A 20,995-nucleotide genomic window follows, 5' to 3' on the forward strand; every position below is an offset into this window, starting at 1 on the left:
CAAGGGTATGGCGCAAGTCCGGTCACTGGATCGCGACCCGTCCGGTAGATGTCCGCGCCCGGTTCTGCGGGCGGTACATGTCTTCGACCGAGGCCGCCGGATGATGGAACACGCCAGGTGTCACGGCGCGCGCCACGTAGGCCAGCGTCACGGTTTCACGACCGGACAAATCAACGGCGGCCAGGAACCGGTCCGAGCGGAACTCGGTATGGGTGGCGTCGGACAGATCCAGCCAGTCCAGCGATCGGACCTCGCCCGAGCGCAGCAGGCTTGGGTTGTCAATCTCGATCCCGGCTGCCAGTGGATCGTTCACCATCAGCCGCGCACCGCCGTTTTCGAACGGTGTAACTTGCAGTACGGTGACGAACCGATCACCCACGGCAAAGCGTTCTGAATCGATCAGATCGCCATCCATCGAATAATACCGCCGTTCGATTGCATAGCCGGTGCCGCCTGCCTCGGGCGGAACCTCCGGGATGCCTGTGACCGTCAAGGTGATATCCGTCGCCTGACCGTCGGCGGCCGTGACGTTGATCTCATCCGCCTGTCCGGATTGCAGAACTTTCACAAACGGACCGGAAACCGGCGCCCCGTTGACCATCAAGCCCGATCCCGTTGGGTCAGACACAAGCGCGTGCGCCGCCAGCAATGACCACGTGGCCTCCTGAGTGGACAGCGGCGCGCGGCCCGTGCTCACCCATTGGATCAAAGCATCGCGGTCAATCGCCTCGCTGCCCGCGTCCACTGCAAGGCTCAACAAGCCCGCTGCGTCCCGCAGGTGGGTGCCGTAGTCAGCGCGCCAGACGTTCTGTTGCTGGTTCTGTTGCCGATCCAGCATCCGCGCGGCACGGTTGAACATCGCATCCGCTCGAGTCTGGTCTCCGTAAGAGGCCAGAGCTGCGCCCAGTTGCGCCGCCGCCAGAGGGGTGTCGAAGGCATCCCCTTTGACATCCGCGTAATAGCGCAGATCGCCCATCGAGGCCGCGCCTTCCCGCGCAAGAACCATCAGGGCATAGGCGATGTCCTGACCGCCTTCGTCGAAATCAGGCGCGTAATTGACCCTGTTCCGAAGATTGTCCATCGCCTGAGCGAACGCCCGGTCCGGCACGAGATGTCCCTGAATGCGGGCACGGGACAGGAAGTCGGTCACATAGGCGTCCAGCCAGAAATCCCCGCTGTCTGCGCGCCACAGGCCAAAGGCGCCGTTTGCGGCCTGACGGGTCAGGATGCTGCGGATCGAATCGGCGATGCGTTGATCCACAACCGGGCCATCCCCCAGCCCCGTGGCTTGCGCAACGGATGACAGATACAGCAACGGCAGCGCTTTGCTGGTGATCTGTTCGGTGCAGCCATAGGGGTAATGGTGCAGCTGATCCAGCAGACCGGGCGTGTCGAATTTGGCCAATGCTCCGGCGGACAGGATGGCCTTGGCCGAACCCGGCTGGAACCCGTCAAACACATCCTGCGAAAACAGGAAGCTATCGCCTGCGCCCAAGGCAAAACGCCGCGTCTGTGCAATCACCGGGTCATTGGCCCGCACCGGCATGCGCAGGGTTTGCGACAGGTCGCGCCCATCAGGTGTGGTGATCGATACGCTGATTTCAGGATCGCCGATGGCGCTGGCCGTGATCGGGATCTCGAAAACCGCCTTGCCACCGTCCTCCAGCAAAAAGCTGGCCGGTGCCGCGCCCAGTTCCAAACCCTTGGAGGCGGTCAGGCCAAGTGCCATTTCTCCGGGTGTGCCATCCGCATGGACGATCTCAAGACGCATCCGGCTTTGATCGCCCGGGGCAAGGAAGCGCGGAAGGCTGGCGGTAGCGACCACCGGGTCGCGGACGATCATTTCAGCTTCGGCCTGACCGACGGCTTTGCGCGACCACGCGACGGCCATCAGCCGGACGGTTCCGTTGAAGGCAGGAAGGGGAATGTCGATCTCAACCTCTCCATCCGCGCCGATCTCGACCGGGCCACTGAACCCGGCCATCAGGTCTTGTGTCGGTGGCGGAGACTGGCGACGCATCCCGCTGTCATTGTCGCCGCCCGAGCGCACTGTGCCCATGGCTCCGTTCATGCCGTCGATCAGTCGCCCGTAGACATCCCGCAGATCAACACCCAGACGGCGCTGCCCGAAATAGTATCCTTGCGGGTCCGGGCTTTTGAACCCGGTGAGGTTCAGAATGCCCACGTCGACGGCGGCCAGCGTCAGCCAGACCGGCTCATCGTCCACGGTATTTTCGACCCTGATACGGGCTTTTTGCGTCTGACGTGGTGCGGTGACCTCGGGCACATCTATAGCTAGGGAAAGTCTGCGGTCCCCTGGATCGATGCTGGCATGGGCAACGCCCATCGCCCGCGCCGGGTTCTGACCGGCTGCAACATCCATTGGGCGGATCACGGTTGCGGTGACATAAGCCCCGGCGCCCCAATCCTGGGTCACTTCAATCGGGATCAGAGTTTCCCCTTCGGGCACCTCCACGATCTGGCGGTGGACCAGACGGTTCGAAAGGACTTCGATCTGAGCGACACCGGCCCTGCGGGGCACGATCCGCAACTGCGCCGTATCCCCGAAGCGATAGCTGTCGCGATCCAACGACATTTCAAGCCGGTCCGGCGTGGTCGATGCATCGGCGGCCTGATACCAGCCCGCATAGAAATCGACGGCGGTTTCGGAATATGTTCCGTCAACTCGCTGCACCACCAGTTCATAGCGCCCCCATTCCACCGGTTGCGTCAGCGTCAGAGGGTCAGAGAGGACGTCCACCTCGCCGGTGGCGACACGGCTGCGGCGCGTTGTCGGTTCCCAGTTCCAGTCGCCGTGAAGCTGGTACCATTGATAGCGCGTTTCTATCTTGTTCAGCGTCCAGCGGAGACGCATCGGAACGGGCGTCAACTCAGGAGACAGGCCAACGATCTCGAACGCTGCCTCGGTGCCTTCCGGGATGACTTCGTCGAACAGAGGTTTGACACCAATAACAGGGTGCGGCGGCAGGACGGGCGCGGTCAGGCGACGCTCGACCGGGCGGCCCGAGCCATCGGCCAGCCGGGCGATGATTTCAGCTTCGATTGGCTTTCCTTCAGTCTCTAACACGGGGACTTTGACCGCCACGGTCGCGTGCCCGGTTGCGTCTGTGCGCGTGTCTCCGAAATATGTGCTCTTGATCGAGGTTTCTGCATCATAGCGGCCAAAGCGATATCCGTCGTAGCCCGGGACCGTGTTCGCCGGGCGGGCGATGACCTGCCCGTCAATGCTCAGGTCCGACCCCGGCGCTCCAAACAGATAGCGCGCGTCGATCGCGAGCGGTGGACTGTCGCCGGGGCGCAGGGGTGCTTCGGGCAGGGTCAGTTCGAAATCGATCCGTTCGGGAAGGAAATCCTCGACAAGAACGGTCTGACGCGCCAGCGCATCGCCTATTGGATCGGATTTGATTTCAATCTTCCATGCGCCGCGCGGTACGTCTGCGGCCACGGGCAGGGCAAAGACATGGCCCCCGGCAACACCGCCATCCGAGACAGACCGGCGGTATTCCACCCCGTCCGGGCGATACAGGATCGCCGTCAGAGGCAGGCCCTCGATGGCCTGCGCTTTGCCATCGCGGGACAGGGCGGTGACATGGATTACTTCGCCGGCCCTATAGGCACCTCGGTCGGTGGTCAGAAAGACATCGACCGGCCCCGCCGGTGCGCGCCCTTCAACGCCGCGATCCGACAGGTCAAAGGCAGGATCGGTCAGCGAGAGAAAGCTGAAATCCCTCTCATCGATTGCCGCCGTCACCAGAGCAGGCGCACTGGCCCCTGTGCCGCGTGTCAGGCCCGGATCGAACCTTGCATAGCCGGTTTCATCGGTCTGTGCCGATGAGATGACGGCGTTCGCCCCTGAGATCAGCGAAACTTCGACACCTTCGCGCGGTGCCGCGTCGCTTAGCCCGCGCACGGTCACGTGCAGCCCGTCAGTGCCCAGGGCGGTGCTGATCCCCAGATCAGAAAGCACAAACCATTGCGTTGCGCCGGGATCGTCATAGGGATCGGCCCCCGGAACGCGGGCGGTCAATGTATAGATACCGGCAGGTTGATCCGAGATCGCTTCGGCCATGGGAAGACGTGCCGTCATGGTCTGGTTCAACTGGTTTGAAACCTCGGCAGTACCCGTCCAGATGTCCTGGGCAATCTGGTCCGAGAATTCTTCCTCCTGCCATTCGCTGAGCGGGCGGCCGAAAAAGTCCTGTTGCACGGCCCGCAACAGGTTCCGGTCACTGACCCGCCGCAGGGTCAGGTCCAGTTCGGTGACATTGACCGTTTCGACGGGCAAGGCCGCGTTGGCAGATTTCGGAAGGACATAGCTGCGTCCGGGAAACCGAACCGAAGGCGTCCGGTCGCGTACATAATGGGTCAGTTCGATGCTGCGATTCAGTGCTTCGCCCGAGGCGGCAGGCAAGCCTTCGCGCAATGTCAGGCGATAACGCTGGCCATGCGCGATCCCATCGAAGCAAAGCTGGCTGTCCTCGGCCTGCACGACCAGCCCATCGGCGTCACGTTGAACGAAGGGATCATAGTCGACCCCGGCCTTGACCAGTGATTCCGAGAATTCGATACAGATCCTGGGGGCTGCCGCATCGCTTTCGACCGAGCTGTCGACCACGCGGAAACCGTATTTGCCGATGGCTTTGTCCAATGCGGTCAGCACGTCTTCGCGCGGCTGCACCTGCTCGGCCAACCGAAGAACGGGAATCATGTCGCGCCCGCGCTCAACCTCTTCCAGGGCTTCCGCAAGGGTCATCAGAGCAGCGATCTGGGTGCCGGGGGTTTCGGCGCGCAGATAGCCATTGATCGCCGCATTCAGCGCGCGGTTGCGCAGGTCGCGCCGCTCGTTCCAACCCGAAGGGTTCATGGCCAGCAGCAGGTGCGCATATTCCACCCAAAGATCCGCGCGGTCGCTGAGCGATACGGCGACACCGGTCCACTGCATCGTTTGTGCGACACTGCCTGCGTCGCGCGCCGCATCCAGAACGGCCCGCAGATCATACCCCCCTGCCGGGTGCAGGAATCCCAGATCGCGGGCTTGTTTTCTTGCGTGATCCAGATCGTCAGAACTCAGGACGCTCAGTGCTTGCGCGCGCGTTTTTCCCAAGATTAGAGTCTGTTCGCTGCTTGGCACCTTTTGCGCGGACAATGCGCCTTGATACGCCTCTTGTCTGTTCACGCCACTTTTGGGAAAGCAGGCATCGGAACGGGTGTTATAGGTGAACGCCGTACATTGCGCGTTGGCCGAGCAGGCCTGAACACAGGACTTCAGATCGGTGTCGAACAACGGATCCAGATCCGACCCGTAAAAATCCGTGTCCCGAGAGGTGACATAGCGGAACTCAGGCACCGCACTCTGCGCCAGAACGGCGGCGGGAAGGATCAGAAGGCCAATTATGTAAGTTATTGAAATAAAAACAAAGCGGTGCATCGTGCTCTCCTCTTTGGGCTCAACCTTGCATGGCGCGCGCCTGTAGCGCAACGGCTTAAACAGTTTTTCATTCTCTGTCGCGATGCTGAAATCCGAACGTCCCGGAATCGATCAAAATGAGTCTTGCAAACAAACTGGCACAGGAACGGCGTGCGCGTCTGGCAGCCGAACGAATGCTTGCCTTGAAACAGGCCGAGCTTTCGGCCGCCAATCGCAAACTGGGCCAACACGCCATGGCGCTGACCAGGCGCATTGGTGAAACTCAGGCCGAAGTCGAAACTGTTCGTGGGGAAAACGAAAAGGTCAAATCCGATCTCACTGTCGCTCATGCCAAGATCGAGATTGCCGAACGCCGCCTTTGGCATTCGATCCAGACCATTCAGGACGGGTTTGCATTCTTTGACGGCGACAGCAGGCTCATCAGCGCAAACGCTGCATATCTCAGCGTGTTTGAAGGGCTGGATGAGGTGGCGCCAGGGATTTCCTACCAGCGCATTCTGCAATTGCTGACCACCGAAGGAATTGTCGATACCGGTGACGAAACCGCCGAGGAATGGCAGGCCAGAATGCAGGCACGCTGGAATCGGGCCAATCCAACTCCGATCGTCATGCAGCTGTGGAACGGTCACTACATTCGCCTGATTGATCAGCGTGGCAGCGGTGGTGACGTGGTCAGCCTGGCACTCAACATCACCGCGTCGGTCCGGCACGAAACAGAACTGAAGGTTGCCCGCGAACGGGCGGAAGCGGCCAACAGGGCCAAATCAGCCTTTCTCGCCAATATGAGCCACGAAATCCGCACGCCGATGAATGGTATCGTGGGTATGGCCGAACTGCTTGATGAATTTCCGCTGGACGAAGAACAGCGGCTCTATGTCAACACGATCCGCAATTCGGGTGAGGCATTGTTGGTTATCATCAACGACGTGCTTGATTACTCCAAGATCGAGGCGGACAAGCTGGTTCTGCACCCTGAACCCTTCGATCTGGAGCGCTGCATTCTTGAAGTCGCGATGCTGTTGCAGCCAAGCGTGCGTGACAAGGGGCTCACGTTGCTTGTGGATTACGACCTGTTCCTGCCCACCCTTTTTGTGGGCGATCCGGGCCGAATACGGCAGGTTCTGACCAATTTGGTCGGCAACGCAGTCAAATTCACCACGGAAGGTCATGTTCTGATCCGTGTGACAGGCGTTCCGCATGCCCAGGCTCAGACATGCGACATCCATGTTGCCATCGAAGATACCGGCATCGGTATCGATGCAGAAAAGATCAACCACGTTTTTGGTGAGTTCAATCAGGTCGAAGATGAACGCAATCGTCAATTTGAAGGTACCGGGTTGGGTCTTGCGATCACTAGGCGCCTGATCACCATGATGGGCGGTTCAGTCTGGGTCGAAAGCGAACCGGGTCGGGGATCCTGTTTCGGGTTCAGGGTGTCGCTGCCCACGGCAGAAGGCCCGCAGCCCGAACCTCCGAAACTGGCGGATTGTGTGAATCACGTCATGGTGGTCGAGGATCTGGCCGTAAACCGGGCTATTTTGGCGAAACAACTTGGCCGTTTGGGGGCCGAAGTGACGGTTTGCGCGTCAGGGGCCGAGGCGCTGGCAGAAATGCATGGCGCGATTGAACTTGTCCTGTGCGATCATGATCTGCCGGATATGGATGGCTTGGATCTTGCCGTCACCCTCAAAGACCGTGGGTGGGGCGACGCCTCGGTCATCGTGATGTCTGCAAATCCATCTCTGATCCACACGCACCCAGCCCGCGAACTGATCGACGGTGTGTTGCAGAGGCCGATCCCCAGGGCCGAGTTGTATTCCAGGCTCGTGGCTCTCAAGGACACCCCGCCGCCAGAACGTCGTTCGACGCAGCGAAAACTCGTCTCTGTCCGCCAAGAAACCAAGGCCTTGGAAGCAAGGCGCATGAAGGTACTTGCGGCCGAGGACAATCTTACCAACCAGCTGATCCTGAAAAAGATGGTCAAAGACCTGCATATAGATCTGCGATTTGCGTCCAATGGAATAGAAGCCGTCGAGATGTTTCAGGAATTTGACCCGGACTTGATCTTCATGGACATATCGATGCCAAAAATGGACGGCAAACAGGCCACTGCTGAAATCCGCAGGCTCGAGGTCGAAACAGGGCGTCATGTCCCGATTGTCGCCTTAACTGCTCATGCAATGGCCGGTGACGATCAGGGCATCCTGTCCGCGGGGTTGGATCACTACATGACGAAACCGCTGCGCAAAAATCATATTCATCAAATGATCCTGCAACACCAACCGGATGGCGTAAGCGAAGTCATGGACAATCACCTCGCCCATAAACATGCACCCATGTGTGACCGCGAACAGGATCCCACTTCATCTGGCTGAAAATATCCCGGGGAGCGCGAGGGGCTGGCCCCTTGCTCGGATCCACGGCCCAGAACCGTGGAAGGAAATATCGATCAGGTTGTCAGGGTCTCAGGACGAATAAGGTCGAACAAAGACAGGTTTATCCTTTTCCGATAGGTCAGCACGATACGCGTAACCGCCCGCATCGAAATCCAGCAGGGCATCGGGGTCGGTCAGGCGGTGCTGAATGACATATCGCGCCATTGCACCACGCGCCTTTTTGGCAAAGAAACTCACGATCTTCGGAGCGCCGTTCTTGTCTTCCATGAACACCGGCGAGATGACGCGCAATTTCAGAGCGTTCGGGTCCACGGCGCCGAAATACTCCTGACTGGCGCAGTTGATCAGAACGTCGCTGCCGATCATGTTGCCTTGTGTGTTCAGAGCTTTGCTCAGCTGGTCGCGCCAATACTCATACAGGGTCTTGCCGCGCCGTGTTTTCAGCTTGCTGCCCATCTCCAGCCTGTAGGGCTGTATCGCATCCAGTGGCCGCAAGACACCATAGAGACCTGAGAGGATGCGTAGATGATCCTGTGCCCATGCCAGTTCATCAGGATCGAGCGAAGCTGCTTCCAGACCCTGATAGGTGTCTCCTGCAAAGGCCAGCGCGGCCGGGCGCGTTGCATCGGCGTCTGGCATTTCGGAAAAAGCACGATAGCGATCGCGGTTCAGGCGCGCCAGATCATCGCTCAGACCCATAAGCTTTTTCAGATCGCCAAGGGTCAGATTGCGCGCGGTTTTGGACAGTCTGATCGCATCATCCTGAAAATCGGGCTGTGTGACTTCAACATCCCGCTCTGTCCAGTCCAGCCGCTTGGCCGGGGAAATCACTACCAGCATACCTGCCCTCTTTCCTTACCTGTCCCGGCGTATCTAGCCCGCCTCACGCAGCACGTCCAGAAAGGCGGTGCCGAACCTTTCGTGACGCCGGTCGCCCAGCACCTGTTCAAGCCCGCGCAGGTCATCCGGGCGCATCTGTGCCACCTTTGCCAGTTGCGAGGCCGAGCAGGTCAGAGGCTTGTCTATCCCCTCGGGACCGCGGGACAATTGGGACTGTACTTCCAGCAAACGGTCATAGATGTCGCCCTGATCGCGACCGGCCAGCTTGCGCCGCGCCGGGTGCAACGCCTGGGCCTCGCCCGCTATCACTTCAAGGAAGGTGTCGCCATACCGTTCCAGCTTCTTGGCGCCGACGCCGACGATCCGGGCCATCTCGTCCAGCGTCATGGGGCGTTTTTCCGCCATTTCGATCAGGGTACGATCCGGAAAAATGACATAAGCCGGGACCCGGGCGGATTCTGCCAATGCGCGTCTCTTGGCCTTGAGAGCCGACAGCAAGGGCGCATCTTCATCGGACACCATGGCTTTCACGGCGGGGCGACGGGTTGCCTTGCGTAGGGCGTCCTTGCGCAGGTTGATCTTTGCCTCGCCCTTGAGAATTGGTTTGGCGGCCTCGGTCATCCGCAAGGCCCCGTGGCGTTCGGGGTCGGGGCGCACCAGATCGTGCCCCATCATCTGGCGGAATATTGCCTGCCATTGCGCGCGCGACCAGTCCTTGCCGATGCCCCAGGTGGACAGACCATCATGACGACGGGCGCGGATCTTGTCGGTCTCGTTTCCCAGAAGGATGTCGATCAGATGACCGCTGCCAAACCATTCCTCGGTGCGAAGAATCGCGGACAAGGCCATTCGGACGGGTGTTGTTCCATCAAATACTTCGGGCGGTGTATCGCACAGGTCGCATTTGCCACAGGGTGCGGCCTGTTCCCCGAAATAGCCCAGCAGGGTCTGGCGGCGGCATTCCAGCGCCTCGGCCAACCCCAGCAGCGCGTTCAACCGCGCATGATCCGCCATGCGGCGTTCGGGTGGCGCCAGCCCCTCGTCAATCTGGGACCGCCGCAAACGTATATCGTCGGGGCCGAACAGAGTCAGGGTCTCGGCCGGCCCGCCGTCGCGCCCAGCGCGGCCGATTTCCTGGTAATAGGCCTCGATGGATTTCGGCAGGTCCGCATGGGCGACCCAGCGGATGTCGGGTTTGTCGATGCCCATGCCAAAGGCCACGGTGGCCACCACGATCAACCCGTCCTCGCGCGCGAAGCGGGTTTCGACGATGCGGCGGTCCTCGGCCTCCATCCCACCGTGATAGTGGCAGGCGCTGTGGCCCTGTTCGCGCAGCGCCTGCGCCAGAACTTCGGTCTTGTTGCGGGTGCCGCAATAGACGATGCCCGACTGGCCCCGGCGCGCATCGGCGAAATCCAGGATCTGCTTGCGCGGGCTGTCCTTGGCGGCAAAGGCCAAGTGGATGTTCGGGCGGTCGAAGCCGCGCAGGAACTTGCGCGGAGGCGTGCCGTCGAACAGTTTCTCGACGATCTCGTCCTGTGTTTCGGCGTCGGCGGTCGCGGTGAAGGCGGCCAGAGGCACGTTCAGGGCGTGCCGCAACTCTCCGATCCGTAAATAATCAGGCCGGAAATCATGGCCCCACTGGCTGACGCAATGGGCCTCGTCCACCGCGATCAGGCTGACATTGATCCGCCGCAACATGCCCAGTGCCGAGCCTGCCGCCAGCCGTTCGGGCGCCATGTAAAGCAGTTTCAGCCGCCCGGCCTCAAGCGCTTCCCACACGGCATCGGTTTCCTCGGGCGTGTTGCCCGAGGTCAGCGCGCCGGCCTCGACCCCGGCTTCTTGCAGCCCCCGCACCTGATCGCGCATCAGGGCGATCAGCGGCGAGATCACCACCGTGACCCCGTCGCGCAGCAGGGCAGGCAGTTGATAACACAGGGATTTGCCGCCGCCCGTGGGCATGATCGCCAGCACGTTCTGGCCGGCGGTTACGGCATCGACGATCTCTTCCTGCCCGGGGCGGAATTCATCGAATCCAAAGACATCTCGCAGCAGAGGCGCGGCGTCGAACATGTGCGGGGGTGCCCTGTTTCAAGATTTGACTGCTCTTGAAAGGACAATCACACAGTCGGAATCGGGGAACAAGAGGTCAGTAGAAATAGACCGCGTTGTTGATCAGGATGATCCGCAGCGCATAGACCCCGATCAGCACCACCAGCGGCGTCAGGTCCAGACCGCCCATATTGGGCAGGATGCGCCGGATCGGGCCATAGATAGGCTCTAACAGGCGGTTCAGCCCGTACCAGATTTGCGCGACCAGCTGTTGGTGCAAGTTCAGCACCTGAAAGTTGATCAGCCAGCTCATGATCACATGGGCCAGGATGATGAACCAGACAATGTCCAGGATCAGCAGCAGGATTTGGATCAGCGACAGCATGGGTTCTCCGTATTCTTGTTGGCCGAGACCTAAGCACCATGGCGACAAAGAGCAAGTGTCTGGCACTCAACGCTTGCGATTTGAATGAAAGCCCAGTCATATAATCGCAACGATAAACAGGGGCAGAGATGGCAGAGATTTCCAAGCGCAGGCGCATTTGGGGCTGGTGGTTCTTTGACTGGGCCAGCCAGCCCTTTCACACCCTTCTGGTCACCTTTGTCTTTGGCCCTTACTTCGCAGGCGTCGCCGCCGGGTATTTCACCGCTGAAGGGCTGGATGCGCAGGTGGCTGCGGCGCGCGCACAGACTGTTTGGGCGAACTGTCTGACGATCACCGGGCTGATCATCGCTTTTGGTGCGCCGCTTCTGGGGGCGATGGCGGATGTCTCGGGGCGGCGCATCCCGTGGATATTTGCCTTTTCGGTCATGTATGCGGTCGGGTCTGCGGCGCTTTGGTATACGATGCCCGATGGCTCGAACATGTGGCTGATGCTGTCGGCTTTTGGTGTCGGCTTCGTAGGTGCGGAATATGCGCTGATCTTCATCAACTCGCAGCTACCCGATCTGGGCGATGACAGCGAAGTGGGCGAGATCTCGGGCTCGGGCTTTGCCTTTGGCTATTTTGGAGGGCTGATTTCGCTGGCGATCATGCTGGCGCTGTTTGTGGAACAGCCAAACGGCAAAACCCTGATCGGGATGACGCCCGCCTTTGGTCTGGATGCCGCCACCCGGGAAGGCACGCGTTTTGTCGGCCCATTTACGGCAATCTGGTTCATTCTGTTCATGGTGCCATACTTCCTGTGGGTCCGCGACGATGCGGCGACGGACAGGAAGGGAAGCGTGGGTGAGGCGCTGCGCCTGTTGTCGAAATCAGTGTCTAACTTGCGCTATCGCGTCAGTCTGGCCAGTTATCTCGGTTCGTCCATGTTCTATCGCGACGCACTGAACGGGCTGTACAGTTTTGGTGGTGTCTACGCGCGGCTGGTGTTGGAATGGGATCTGATCAAGATCGGAGTATTCGGGATCGTCAGCGTTCTCGCTTCGGCCGTTTTTGCGTGGATCGGGGGGAAGGCAGACAAGAAATACGGCCCGAAACCAGTGATATTGGTGGCGATCTGGGTATTGATTTTTGTCTGCGTCACAGTGGTGTCGATGGACCGGACGCAGATCTACGGCATCGGCCTGCCTGACGGATCCAACCTGCCAGACATGGTCTTCTTTGGCTGTGGTGTGCTGATCGGTGGCATGGGAGGCATTCTGCAATCGGCCAGCCGTTCGATGATGGTGCGCCACACCGACCCTGAAACCCCGGTCGAAAGTTTTGGTCTTTATGGTCTGTCGGGGCGCGCGACCGCTTTTGCGGCCCCGTTGTTGATTGGGATTGCAACAACCGCAACCGGCAGTGCGCGTCTGGGGGTGTCACCAATCATTCTGTTGTTTATTCTGGGTCTATTCCTGATGCGCTGGGTCAGACCTGAAGGGGATCAGAGCAGATGATTTTACTACGTTTTTTGGCACTACTGGTAATAACCGCGCTGGCGAATACGGCATCAGCGCAGCCCTTGGCAAAGCAGTTGTTCGGGGCACAGAAGGTAAGCTCGCAACAAAAATCGGCTGCTTTCGGCAGTTATTCGCGCGGATGTGCGGCCGGATCGGTTCAATTGCCCGAGACCGGGCCCACGTGGCAGGCCATGCGACTGTCGCGAAATCGCAACTGGGGGCATCCCGAAGCGATCGATTACGTGCAGGACCTCAGCCGGTTTGCGGCGAAACAGCCGGGTTGGAACGGTCTCTATATTGGGGATATCAGCCAGCCGCGGGGTGGGCCAATGACTTCGGGCCACCGCTCGCACCAGCTGGGGCTGGATATCGATATCTGGATGCTTCCGGGTGACAACATGCGCCTGTCGCGCAAGGCGCGCGAGAATATTTCGTCCATATCGCTGCGCCGCTCGAACGGCGCCTACGTCAACAGCAACTGGACCAAACAGCACCACGCGGTACTGCGCGAAGCCGCCAAGGACAAGCGCGTGGCACGTATCTTCGTGTTCCCCGGGGCTAAGGTTCAGATGTGCAACGATGAAAAAGGCAACCGGGCCTACCTGCGCAAGATCAGGCCCTGGTGGGGGCATCACTACCACTTTCACGTACGCCTGAAATGCCCAAGAGGATCAAAGGGATGCGTCAACCAGGATGCACCACCCAAGGGCGATGGCTGTGCCGAGGCGCAACAATGGGTGCGTAACATTCTGAACCCGCCGCCGCCCGATCCAAACGCGCCGCCGCCCAAGAAACGCCGGGAATATGTGCTGGCCGATTTGCCGAAGCAATGCGCCTCAGTCTTGCAATCCAAGTAGGTGCGGCACTGTTTCTGGCCACGGCGGCCCCTGGAGTGGATGTAAAGACCGCCACACATCAAAGCAGTTTTGCATGGCGTGACAAGGCGGATTGGTTCGGTGGATTCTCGGCGCTGCACATTTCGGACAATGGGCAGCAAATGATGGCGCTGAGCGACCGGGCACGGTTGGTGATTGCGCGCATTGAACGTCTTGATGGCGAGATCACCGGCATTCGCATTCTGGGGCAATGGCCGGTTCTGTCCAGCAATGGGCATCTCATGTCCGGCGGCGTTGGCGATTCCGAGGGGATTGCGGCGGCTCCTGACGGTGGATTCTATATCTCATTCGAAGGGGTGCACCGCGTCGCCCATTACCCCGCACCTGGCACGAAGGCGCGTGTATTGCCACGCCCGCAGGCATTTCAGCATCTCGCCGACAACGGGTCCTTTGAAGGTCTGGCCATCGACAGGCGCGGGCGGCTGTATACGCTGCCGGAAACGAACCGCACCTCGGACGGAAATATTCCCGTCTATCGCTGGAATGGCCAAACCTGGTCGACCCCATTTGTTCTGCCCCAGCGTGGTTGGTTCAAACCGGTTGCCGCTGATTTCGGTCCTGATGGGCGGTTCTACGTGTTGGAGCGAAACCTCACGGCAATCGGATTTCGCTCGCGCCTGCGGCGATGGGATCTGACAGGCGACGTGCCAAACGCCGAGGAAACCCTGTTCGAAACCGGAACCGGCGCGCATGACAACCTCGAAGGCTTGTCGATCTGGCGGGATGATCAGGGACGTTTGCGGGCCACGATGATCTCGGATGACAACTTTCTGGCACTGCAACGGACCGAGTTGGTCGAGTATCTGCTGCCCGATTGACACACGGCAGATGAAGGTCTAAACGCACAGCCTGCCTTGGGACGGTCCCTTGGCCAAGTCGCCGCTACCTTGTCAAAACGGGCATCACAAAATGCAACGCAACTATATTCCCGGCATTCTTGCCATGGCCGCCATCGTCGTGGCCTCGAACATCCTGGTCCAGTTCCTGATCTTTGACGGCCTGTTGACCTGGGGTGCCTTCACCTATCCGCTGGCCTTTCTGGTCACTGATATTATGAACCGCGTCTATGGTGTGGGCCCGGCCCGCAAGGTTGTTTTCGCGGGCTTCGTCACCGGGGTGATCTGCTCGCTGATCGGCAGCCAGATCATGCTTCAGGGCGACGGGTTTACCTATGCCGCCGTGCCGCTGCGCATCGCCGTCGCTTCGGGCACCGCGTTCCTGATCGCGCAACTGACCGACGTCACCGTGTTCAACGCCATGCGCGGCGGTCAATGGTGGCGTGCGCCGCTGGTCTCGACCCTGGTAGGTTCAGCGCTGGATACCGCGATCTTCTTTACTATCGCCTTCTCGGCCTCGGTCACCTTCTTTGGTGCCGATGCAGATGCGGCCATCAATTGGGCGTGGGAGCCCGTGCCCTTCATGCTGTCAGGCCCCGAGGCGCCGCTGTGGGTGACGCTGGCCTTTGCCGACTGGTTGGTGAAACTGTCGCTGGCTCTGATCGCGCTGATTCCGTTCAAGGTGATCGTTGCGCGACTGACCGCTGCACGGCCTGCGTAAAAAAGTGCTTTGAGAATGGCGCATCTTGTGTCACGCTTCTTTTCAACCGCAACAGATAGAAAAGGAGGTGATCCAGTGTCGAGAAAGAGATTGGAGAGAGGTGTCGGAACAACCGGGAGGACCGCCTGCTAGGGCAGCCCTTGGCCGAGCGTACGCTCCGGTTGGTCGATTGATCTAACCGACCCGACCTCCTGAACTTTCGAAGGGCTGTCCCATCGGGGCGGCCCTTTCTGTTTTTACCCGCTCCAGCTATGGTCTTGCCCATGTTGCGCATCTCTGACGATATCACACTGCAAGACTGGGAAATGACCGAGAGCTTCATGCGTTCCTCCGGGCCTGGCGGGCAGAACGTGAACAAGGTCTCGACCGCCGTTGAACTGCGCTTCGAAGCTGCGCGCTCACCCTCGCTGCCCGATCCGGTCAAGGCGCGGCTGAAACGACTGGCCGGGCGCCGCTGGACCAAGGATGGTGCGATTATCATTCAATGCGAAGAAACACGTTCCCAAGCCCGCAACAGGGAAATTGCGCGAACAAGGCTGGCCGAGCTGATCGGCAAGGCGCTGGTCAAACCTAAGCGGCGCATCGCGACGAAACCCACCTATGGTTCGGTCAAACGCAGGCTTGCGGCGAAAAAGGCGCGGGGCGACGTCAAGGCGCTGCGCGGCAAGGTGTCCGAAGATTGATCTGGCATCTCGTCCGGGCATTGATAGTCTGGCCTGCAAAAGGTGCAGGAGAGTAACGCCATGAGGCTGGAGGGGAAAACCGCAATCGTCACTGGCGGTGCATCCGGGTTTGGTGCGGGGATCGTAAGGAAGTTCCTCGCCGAAGGTGCGCGTGTCATGATTGCTGACATCAATGGCGATGCCGCGCATGAATTCGCAACCCAGCTTGGGTCCGAGGCGATTGCTCAGCAGGTCGATGTAGGCAAGGGCGCCTCGGTTCAAAAGATGGCGGATGCGGCTTTCTCAACCTTCGGCCATCTGGACATCCTTGTGAACAATGCCGGTGTGACCCACCTGCCGACGCCGCTGGAGGAGGTCAGCGAAGCGGATTTCGACCGTGTTTTCAACGTGAACATGAAATCCGTCTATCTGACCGCGCGTGCATTGGTTCCACCTATGAAGGCGCGCGGGGCGGGTTCAGTACTGAACGTTGCTTCAACCGCAGGCCTGTCGCCGCGCCCAAACCTGAACTGGTACAACGCCTCCAAGGGCTGGATGATCACCGCAACTAAAACGATGGCGGTCGAGCTCGCCCCGTCCGGCGTGCGGGTGAATGCGATCTGCCCGGTTGCCGGGGAAACGCCGCTATTGAAATCCTTCATGGGCGAGGATACGCCCGAAATCCGTGCCAAATTCCTGTCGACCATCCCGTTGGGCCGCTTTTCAACCCCCGAAGATATGGCCAATGCCGCCTGTTTCCTGTGTTCGGACGAGGCCAGCATGATCACCGGCGCCGCGCTCGAGGTGGACGGAGGCCGATGCATCTGATCCGCTCTTCATCTGGCCAAAAATATCCCCGCCGGAGGCAGCGCGCGCCAGCGCGCTTTCCAGCTCGACCATCGAGGTTTGCATGATCCCCGGACCCAGAAACCTGATCACGGATGTCCCCGGCCTGAAGGTCGGCAACGCACAGAACGCACCTTTGAAATCAGGCGTCACCGTCCTGACCGGCGCGCAACCACTCCGAGCCTCGGTGCACGTGATGGGTGGCGCACCCGGCACGCGCGAGACAGATTTGCTGGCCGCCGACAAGACCGTTGAACAGGTGGATGCGATCGTGCTTTCGGGCGGGTCGGCCTTCGGGCTGGATGCCTGTTCGGGCGTCATGGACGCGCTGCATGCTCTGGGCCGCGGGTTTAAGGTGGGTTCCGCCGTGGTTCCGATCGTGCCCGGGGCGATCCTGTTCGATCTGCTGAATGGCGGCGACAAGGCGTGGCACGAGAATCCCTATCGCGCATTGGGCCGTGCGGCGTTCGAGTCCGCGTCGGACCGGTTCGAACTCGGAACAGCAGGTGCAGGAACCGGGGCTTTGACCGCGATGCACAAAGGCGGGTTGGGTTCGGCCTCGGTTGTTCTGGACAGCGGTGTTACCGTTGGCGCATTGGTTGCAGTCAATCCGCTGGGCAGTGTCACCACGCCGGGTGACAGGCATTTCTGGGCCGCCCCATTTGAAATGGACGGCGAATTCGGTGGATTAGGGCCTGATTCCAATGCCGGACTGGGCCAACCAACGGTCAGTCGCAAAGCGCAGGTGATGCAGTCCGCGAAGCCGGACAAGGCCAATACCACGATTGCCATCGTTGCGACAGATGCGGACCTGACCAAACCGCAGTGTCAGAGACTGGCCGTTGCCGCCCATGACGGTATTGCCCGTGCTATTGTACCCGCCCACACGCCGGGGGATGGTGATCTGGTATTCGGGGTCAGCACGGGCGCGCGGGGTGTCGCCACCGACACCGAACCAGGTGTCATCGGGCATGCGGCCTCGCTGTGCCTCGCGCGAGCTATTGCGCGCGCCGTGTATCTGGCGACTCCGTCCGTGGGCGATCTGTTGCCTTGCTGGTCCGATGTACATGACAAAAGTTAAGGACATCCTATTTGTCGCAGTGGCACAGTAAGCGCGCGCGGCAATCTGCGCGTTGACTCTTTTTTGCGCCGACGGTCCATTCGGTGCAGCCAATTTCTATCGGAGCAAAAGCTATGAATCGTATCCTCGCTACCGCAATCATGGGCCTTCTGGCCCTTCCTGCTTATGCTGAAGGCGACGCTGAGGCGGGCAAGAAAACCTTCAACAAATGCAAGTCCTGCCACATGATCGCCGACCCGGCAGGCGAAGTGATCGTCAAAGGTGGCAAGACCGGCCCCAACCTCTATGGAATCGCGGGCCGCACCGCCGGTACCGTTGAGGGTTTCAAATACGGAGACAGCATCGTTGCCGCCGGTGAGAAGGGTCTGGTCTGGGACGAAACTACTTTTGTCGAGTATGCTCAGGACCCCAAGGCATTTTTGAAAACCTATCTGGATGACACATCCGCCAAATCGAAAATGACCTTCAAGCTGAAAAAGGGCGGTGAAGACGTCTATGCCTATATCGCAAGCGTGTCGGGTGAATAACACCTGATACTGTGCACCACTGCACAAGGACCAAAGGCCGCAGCCCCTGCGGCCTTTGGTGCGATTGATAACAATGTGGAACAGCCGCACTTTGAAGTCAGACGGCGGATTGCCAAGCAACGCCGCAAAGCCAAGCCGGTCCGGCAACAGCTATAATCAACATCAGGGCTCGTCAGGCGGATTGGCAGCAGGAGAGGACAGATGGGTATCATGATCCCAGCTTGGGTCGATGGTGAGTTGACCCCTGTAGACAAGCTTGAAGTTCACGAAAAGGGGCTCAAGCACAAGGCTGTGTCGGTTTTTGTCGTACGGGGGACCGAGATCCTGCTGCAGCGTCGCGCTTTGGGCAAGTACCACACGCCCGGCCTTTGGGCGAACACCTGCTGTACGCATCCCGATTGGGACGAAAGCTCGTCCACCTGTGCCGTGCGCCGCCTGCATGAGGAGCTTGGGATCACAGGCCTGTATCCCGAATACCGACACCGGCTGGAATATCACGCCGATGTGGGCAACAGCATGGTGGAAAACGAGGTTGTCGACGTCTTTCTGGCCCATGTCCGCGGCCCGCTGAAAATCGCGCCCAACCCGGATGAAGTCATGGATATCCGTTGGATCGACTATCACGATCTGTTGGCCGAAGTGAAACGCCACCCGGACCGGTTTACACCCTGGTTGAAGATATATCTCCACAGCCACGCGGACACGATTTTTGGCCCGGATCTGATCATTTCTGCCAAATCATGACCCCGGCTGGAAATCCGTGCCTTGCAAGGGCGGCGCAAGCCGCCTAAATCAACCCGTCATGGCCAAGCAGAAGACAGACCCGAATTACAAAGTGATCGCCGAAAACCGGCGCGCCCGCTTCGATTATGCGATCGAGGAAGACATCGAATGCGGTATCGTTCTGCAAGGATCCGAGGTCAAATCCCTGCGCGCGGGTGGCTCCAACATCGCGGAAAGCTATGCCGCCGTCGATGACGGCGAGCTGTGGCTGGTCAACAGCTATATCGCGCCATACGAGCAGGCCAAGGTGTTCAAGCACGAAGAACGCCGCCGTCGCAAGCTGCTGGTGTCCCGCAAACAGATGTCCGATTTGTGGAATGCAACCCAGCGCAAGGGCATGACGCTGGTGCCGTTGGTTTTGTATTTCAACCACAAGGGGTTGGCCAAGATTAAGATCGGCATCGCCAAGGGTAAGAAAACCCATGACAAGCGCGAAACCCAAGCCAAACGCGATTGGTCACGGCAGAAACAGCGTTTGTTGAAAGACCACAGCTAGAACGCCATCGCAGCCTGTACCGCAAGTTGCCAACGGTCATAGGCCGCATCGCGTTCGGATTGTTCCTGCGTTGGCTCGAACCGGCGATCCAGCGCCCATGTTTCCGCAAACCCGGCCTGATCGGGATAAATTCCGGCTTTCATGCCTGCCAGCCATGCGGCGCCAAGGGCGGTCGTCTCTTGCATGACGGGGCGGTCCACAGGCGCGCCGAGACAGTTCGACAGGCCTTGCATGGTCCAATCGGACGCGGCCATCCCGCCATCGACGCGCAGGATGACATCGGCATCGGCGCCCCAGTCGCCTTGCATGGCATGCCACAGGTCGCGGGTCTGGAAGGCGATGCTTTCCAGCGTGGCGCGGGCAATCTCGGCCCGGCCGGAATTGCGCGTCAGCCCAAACAGCGCCCCGCGACAGTCAGGTTTCCAATAAGGCGCGCCGAGGCCGGTGAAGGCGGGCACAAGCACCACATGCTGGTTCGGATCGGCCTGAGCCGCCAGTTCGCCGCTTTGTGGCGCCGCGTCGATTATCTGCAACGCGTCGCGCAGCCATTGCACTGCGGCCCCCGCGATAAAGATCGATCCCTCCAGCGCATAAGTTCGCCGGCCGTCCAGTTGATACGCGATCGTCGTCAGCAGGCGGTTATTCGACTGAACCGGTTGCGCGCCGGTGTTCAGCAGCGCAAAGCAACCCGTGCCATAGGTTGATTTCATCATACCGGGCTGGAAACAGGCCTGCCCGATGGTGGCGGCTTGCTGGTCGCCTGCAACGCCCAGAATGGGAATGTCGCCGCCGAACAAAGTGGTGGTTCCGAATTCCGCGGCGCAATCCTTCACTTCGGGCAAAAGGTTCAGGGGCACATCCAGCAGGTCACAAATCTCGGCGCTCCATGTGCCTTTGTGGATGTCAAACAAAAGGGTACGGGCGGCGTTGGTGGCATCGGTTGCATGAACACGGCCTTCGGTCAGCCGCCAGATCAGGAAACTGTCGATCGTGCCGAACAGCAGGTCTTCGGCTTCTGCGCGCTCGCGGGCGCCCGAAACGGTATCCAGCAGCCATTTGACCTTGGTGCCCGAGAAATAAGGATCCAGCAACAGACCGGTCTGAGCTGTGACGTCATCCTCGCACCCGGCCTGTTTGTAGCGCGCGCAGATATCGGCAGTGCGTCGGTCCTGCCAGACGATGGCATTGTGGATGGCCTTGCCGGTCTGTTTGTCCCAGACAACCGTCGTTTCGCGCTGGTTGGTGATGCCGATACCGGCAATCTGATCCGCTGAAACACCGGTGGTCTCCATCACCTCGCGGCACACGTGCAGAACGCTTGACCAGATATCCTCGGGGTCGTGTTCAACCCAGCCTTCCTGCGGAAAGTGCTGAGGAAACTCCTGCTGGGCGGTGCCAACAGGCCGCATCTGCGCGTCAAACAGAATGGCGCGCGAGGATGTGGTGCCTTGATCGATTGCCAGAATATGGGTCATTTCCGCTCTCCCCCGGTATCGTTTTGCCGGACTTTAGCGCAAACAATGGCG

General features: G+C 60.0%; 16 protein-coding genes. 11 read left to right on the forward strand and 5 right to left on the reverse strand.

Annotation, left to right across the window (positions count from 1 at the left end):
- Window positions 1-22 precede the first annotated feature (22 nt).
- Entirely contained in the window at window positions 23-5,449 is a 5,427-nt protein-coding gene (locus ACR3E6_RS06200; RefSeq protein WP_480486317.1) for an alpha-2-macroglobulin family protein, read from the reverse strand.
- 116 nt (window positions 5,450-5,565) lie between these two features.
- On the opposite strand from ACR3E6_RS06200, the gene ACR3E6_RS06205 reads away from it, so the two are divergent.
- On the forward strand, window positions 5,566-7,824 hold the full coding sequence (locus tag ACR3E6_RS06205; protein WP_480486319.1) for a response regulator: 2,259 nt from the start codon (window positions 5,566-5,568) through the stop codon (window positions 7,822-7,824).
- A 90-nt stretch (window positions 7,825-7,914) separates the two neighbouring features.
- Here ACR3E6_RS06205 and yaaA read toward each other — a convergent pair whose 3' ends face one another.
- The 3 genes from yaaA to ACR3E6_RS06220 all read right to left on the reverse strand — a co-directional run bounded on the left by yaaA (window position 7,915) and on the right by ACR3E6_RS06220 (window position 11,122).
- Entirely contained in the window at window positions 7,915-8,685 is a 771-nt protein-coding gene (yaaA, locus tag ACR3E6_RS06210; RefSeq protein WP_480486321.1) for a peroxide stress protein YaaA, read from the reverse strand.
- Between the two features lie 33 nt (window positions 8,686-8,718).
- Window positions 8,719-10,758: a DNA helicase RecQ gene (recQ, locus tag ACR3E6_RS06215; protein WP_480486323.1), complete on the reverse strand. Its 2,040-nt coding sequence runs from the start codon at window positions 10,756-10,758 to the stop codon at window positions 8,719-8,721.
- 76 nt (window positions 10,759-10,834) lie between these two features.
- Window positions 10,835-11,122, reverse strand: coding sequence for a YggT family protein (locus tag ACR3E6_RS06220; protein ID WP_005980077.1), 288 nt, complete (start codon window positions 11,120-11,122; stop codon window positions 10,835-10,837).
- Window positions 11,123-11,250: 128 nt separating this feature from the next.
- Between ACR3E6_RS06220 and ACR3E6_RS06225 the strand changes: the two genes are divergently transcribed.
- The 10 genes from ACR3E6_RS06225 (at window position 11,251) to smpB (ending at window position 19,469) form a co-directional block, all read left to right on the forward strand.
- Window positions 11,251-12,618: an MFS transporter gene (locus ACR3E6_RS06225; protein WP_480486325.1), complete on the forward strand. Its 1,368-nt coding sequence runs from the start codon at window positions 11,251-11,253 to the stop codon at window positions 12,616-12,618.
- Window positions 12,615-13,478: a penicillin-insensitive murein endopeptidase gene (mepA, locus tag ACR3E6_RS06230; RefSeq protein ID WP_171637407.1), complete on the forward strand. Its 864-nt coding sequence runs from the start codon at window positions 12,615-12,617 to the stop codon at window positions 13,476-13,478. The genes ACR3E6_RS06225 and mepA overlap by 4 nt, the downstream gene beginning before the upstream one ends.
- Window positions 13,451-14,335: an esterase-like activity of phytase family protein gene (locus ACR3E6_RS06235; protein ID WP_171637405.1), complete on the forward strand. Its 885-nt coding sequence runs from the start codon at window positions 13,451-13,453 to the stop codon at window positions 14,333-14,335. The genes mepA and ACR3E6_RS06235 overlap by 28 nt, the downstream gene beginning before the upstream one ends.
- A gap of 91 nt (window positions 14,336-14,426) precedes the next feature.
- Window positions 14,427-15,074 (forward strand): queuosine precursor transporter, encoded by a 648-nt coding sequence (locus ACR3E6_RS06240; RefSeq protein ID WP_171637404.1) that lies wholly within the window; start codon window positions 14,427-14,429, stop codon window positions 15,072-15,074.
- A gap of 263 nt (window positions 15,075-15,337) precedes the next feature.
- Window positions 15,338-15,757 carry an alternative ribosome rescue aminoacyl-tRNA hydrolase ArfB gene (arfB, locus tag ACR3E6_RS06245; RefSeq protein WP_171229972.1) on the forward strand — a complete coding sequence of 140 codons (420 nt, stop codon included), beginning with the start codon at window positions 15,338-15,340 and terminating at the stop codon, window positions 15,755-15,757.
- Window positions 15,758-15,817: 60 nt separating this feature from the next.
- A complete protein-coding gene (locus ACR3E6_RS06250) occupies window positions 15,818-16,564 on the forward strand; it encodes an SDR family oxidoreductase (RefSeq protein WP_171637403.1) in 747 nt (248 codons plus the stop codon).
- An 82-nt stretch (window positions 16,565-16,646) separates the two neighbouring features.
- A complete protein-coding gene (locus ACR3E6_RS06255; RefSeq protein WP_480486328.1) occupies window positions 16,647-17,663 on the forward strand; it encodes a P1 family peptidase in 1,017 nt (338 codons plus the stop codon).
- Between the two features lie 113 nt (window positions 17,664-17,776).
- Window positions 17,777-18,190 (forward strand): c-type cytochrome, encoded by a 414-nt coding sequence (locus ACR3E6_RS06260; protein WP_209835180.1) that lies wholly within the window; start codon window positions 17,777-17,779, stop codon window positions 18,188-18,190.
- Window positions 18,191-18,391: 201 nt separating this feature from the next.
- Entirely contained in the window at window positions 18,392-18,934 is a 543-nt protein-coding gene (idi, locus tag ACR3E6_RS06265; protein WP_171724719.1) for an isopentenyl-diphosphate Delta-isomerase, read from the forward strand.
- 58 nt (window positions 18,935-18,992) lie between these two features.
- Complete coding sequence (gene smpB / locus ACR3E6_RS06270) at window positions 18,993-19,469, forward strand: SsrA-binding protein SmpB (protein WP_209835182.1); 477 nt, start codon at window positions 18,993-18,995, stop codon at window positions 19,467-19,469.
- On the opposite strand, the gene glpK is transcribed toward smpB, so the two are convergent.
- A complete protein-coding gene (glpK, locus tag ACR3E6_RS06275; RefSeq protein ID WP_480486330.1) occupies window positions 19,466-20,944 on the reverse strand; it encodes a glycerol kinase GlpK in 1,479 nt (492 codons plus the stop codon). The genes smpB and glpK overlap by 4 nt on opposite strands.
- Window positions 20,945-20,995: the final 51 nt, after the last annotated feature.

The organism is Ruegeria sp. AL3, from assembly GCF_056536065.1.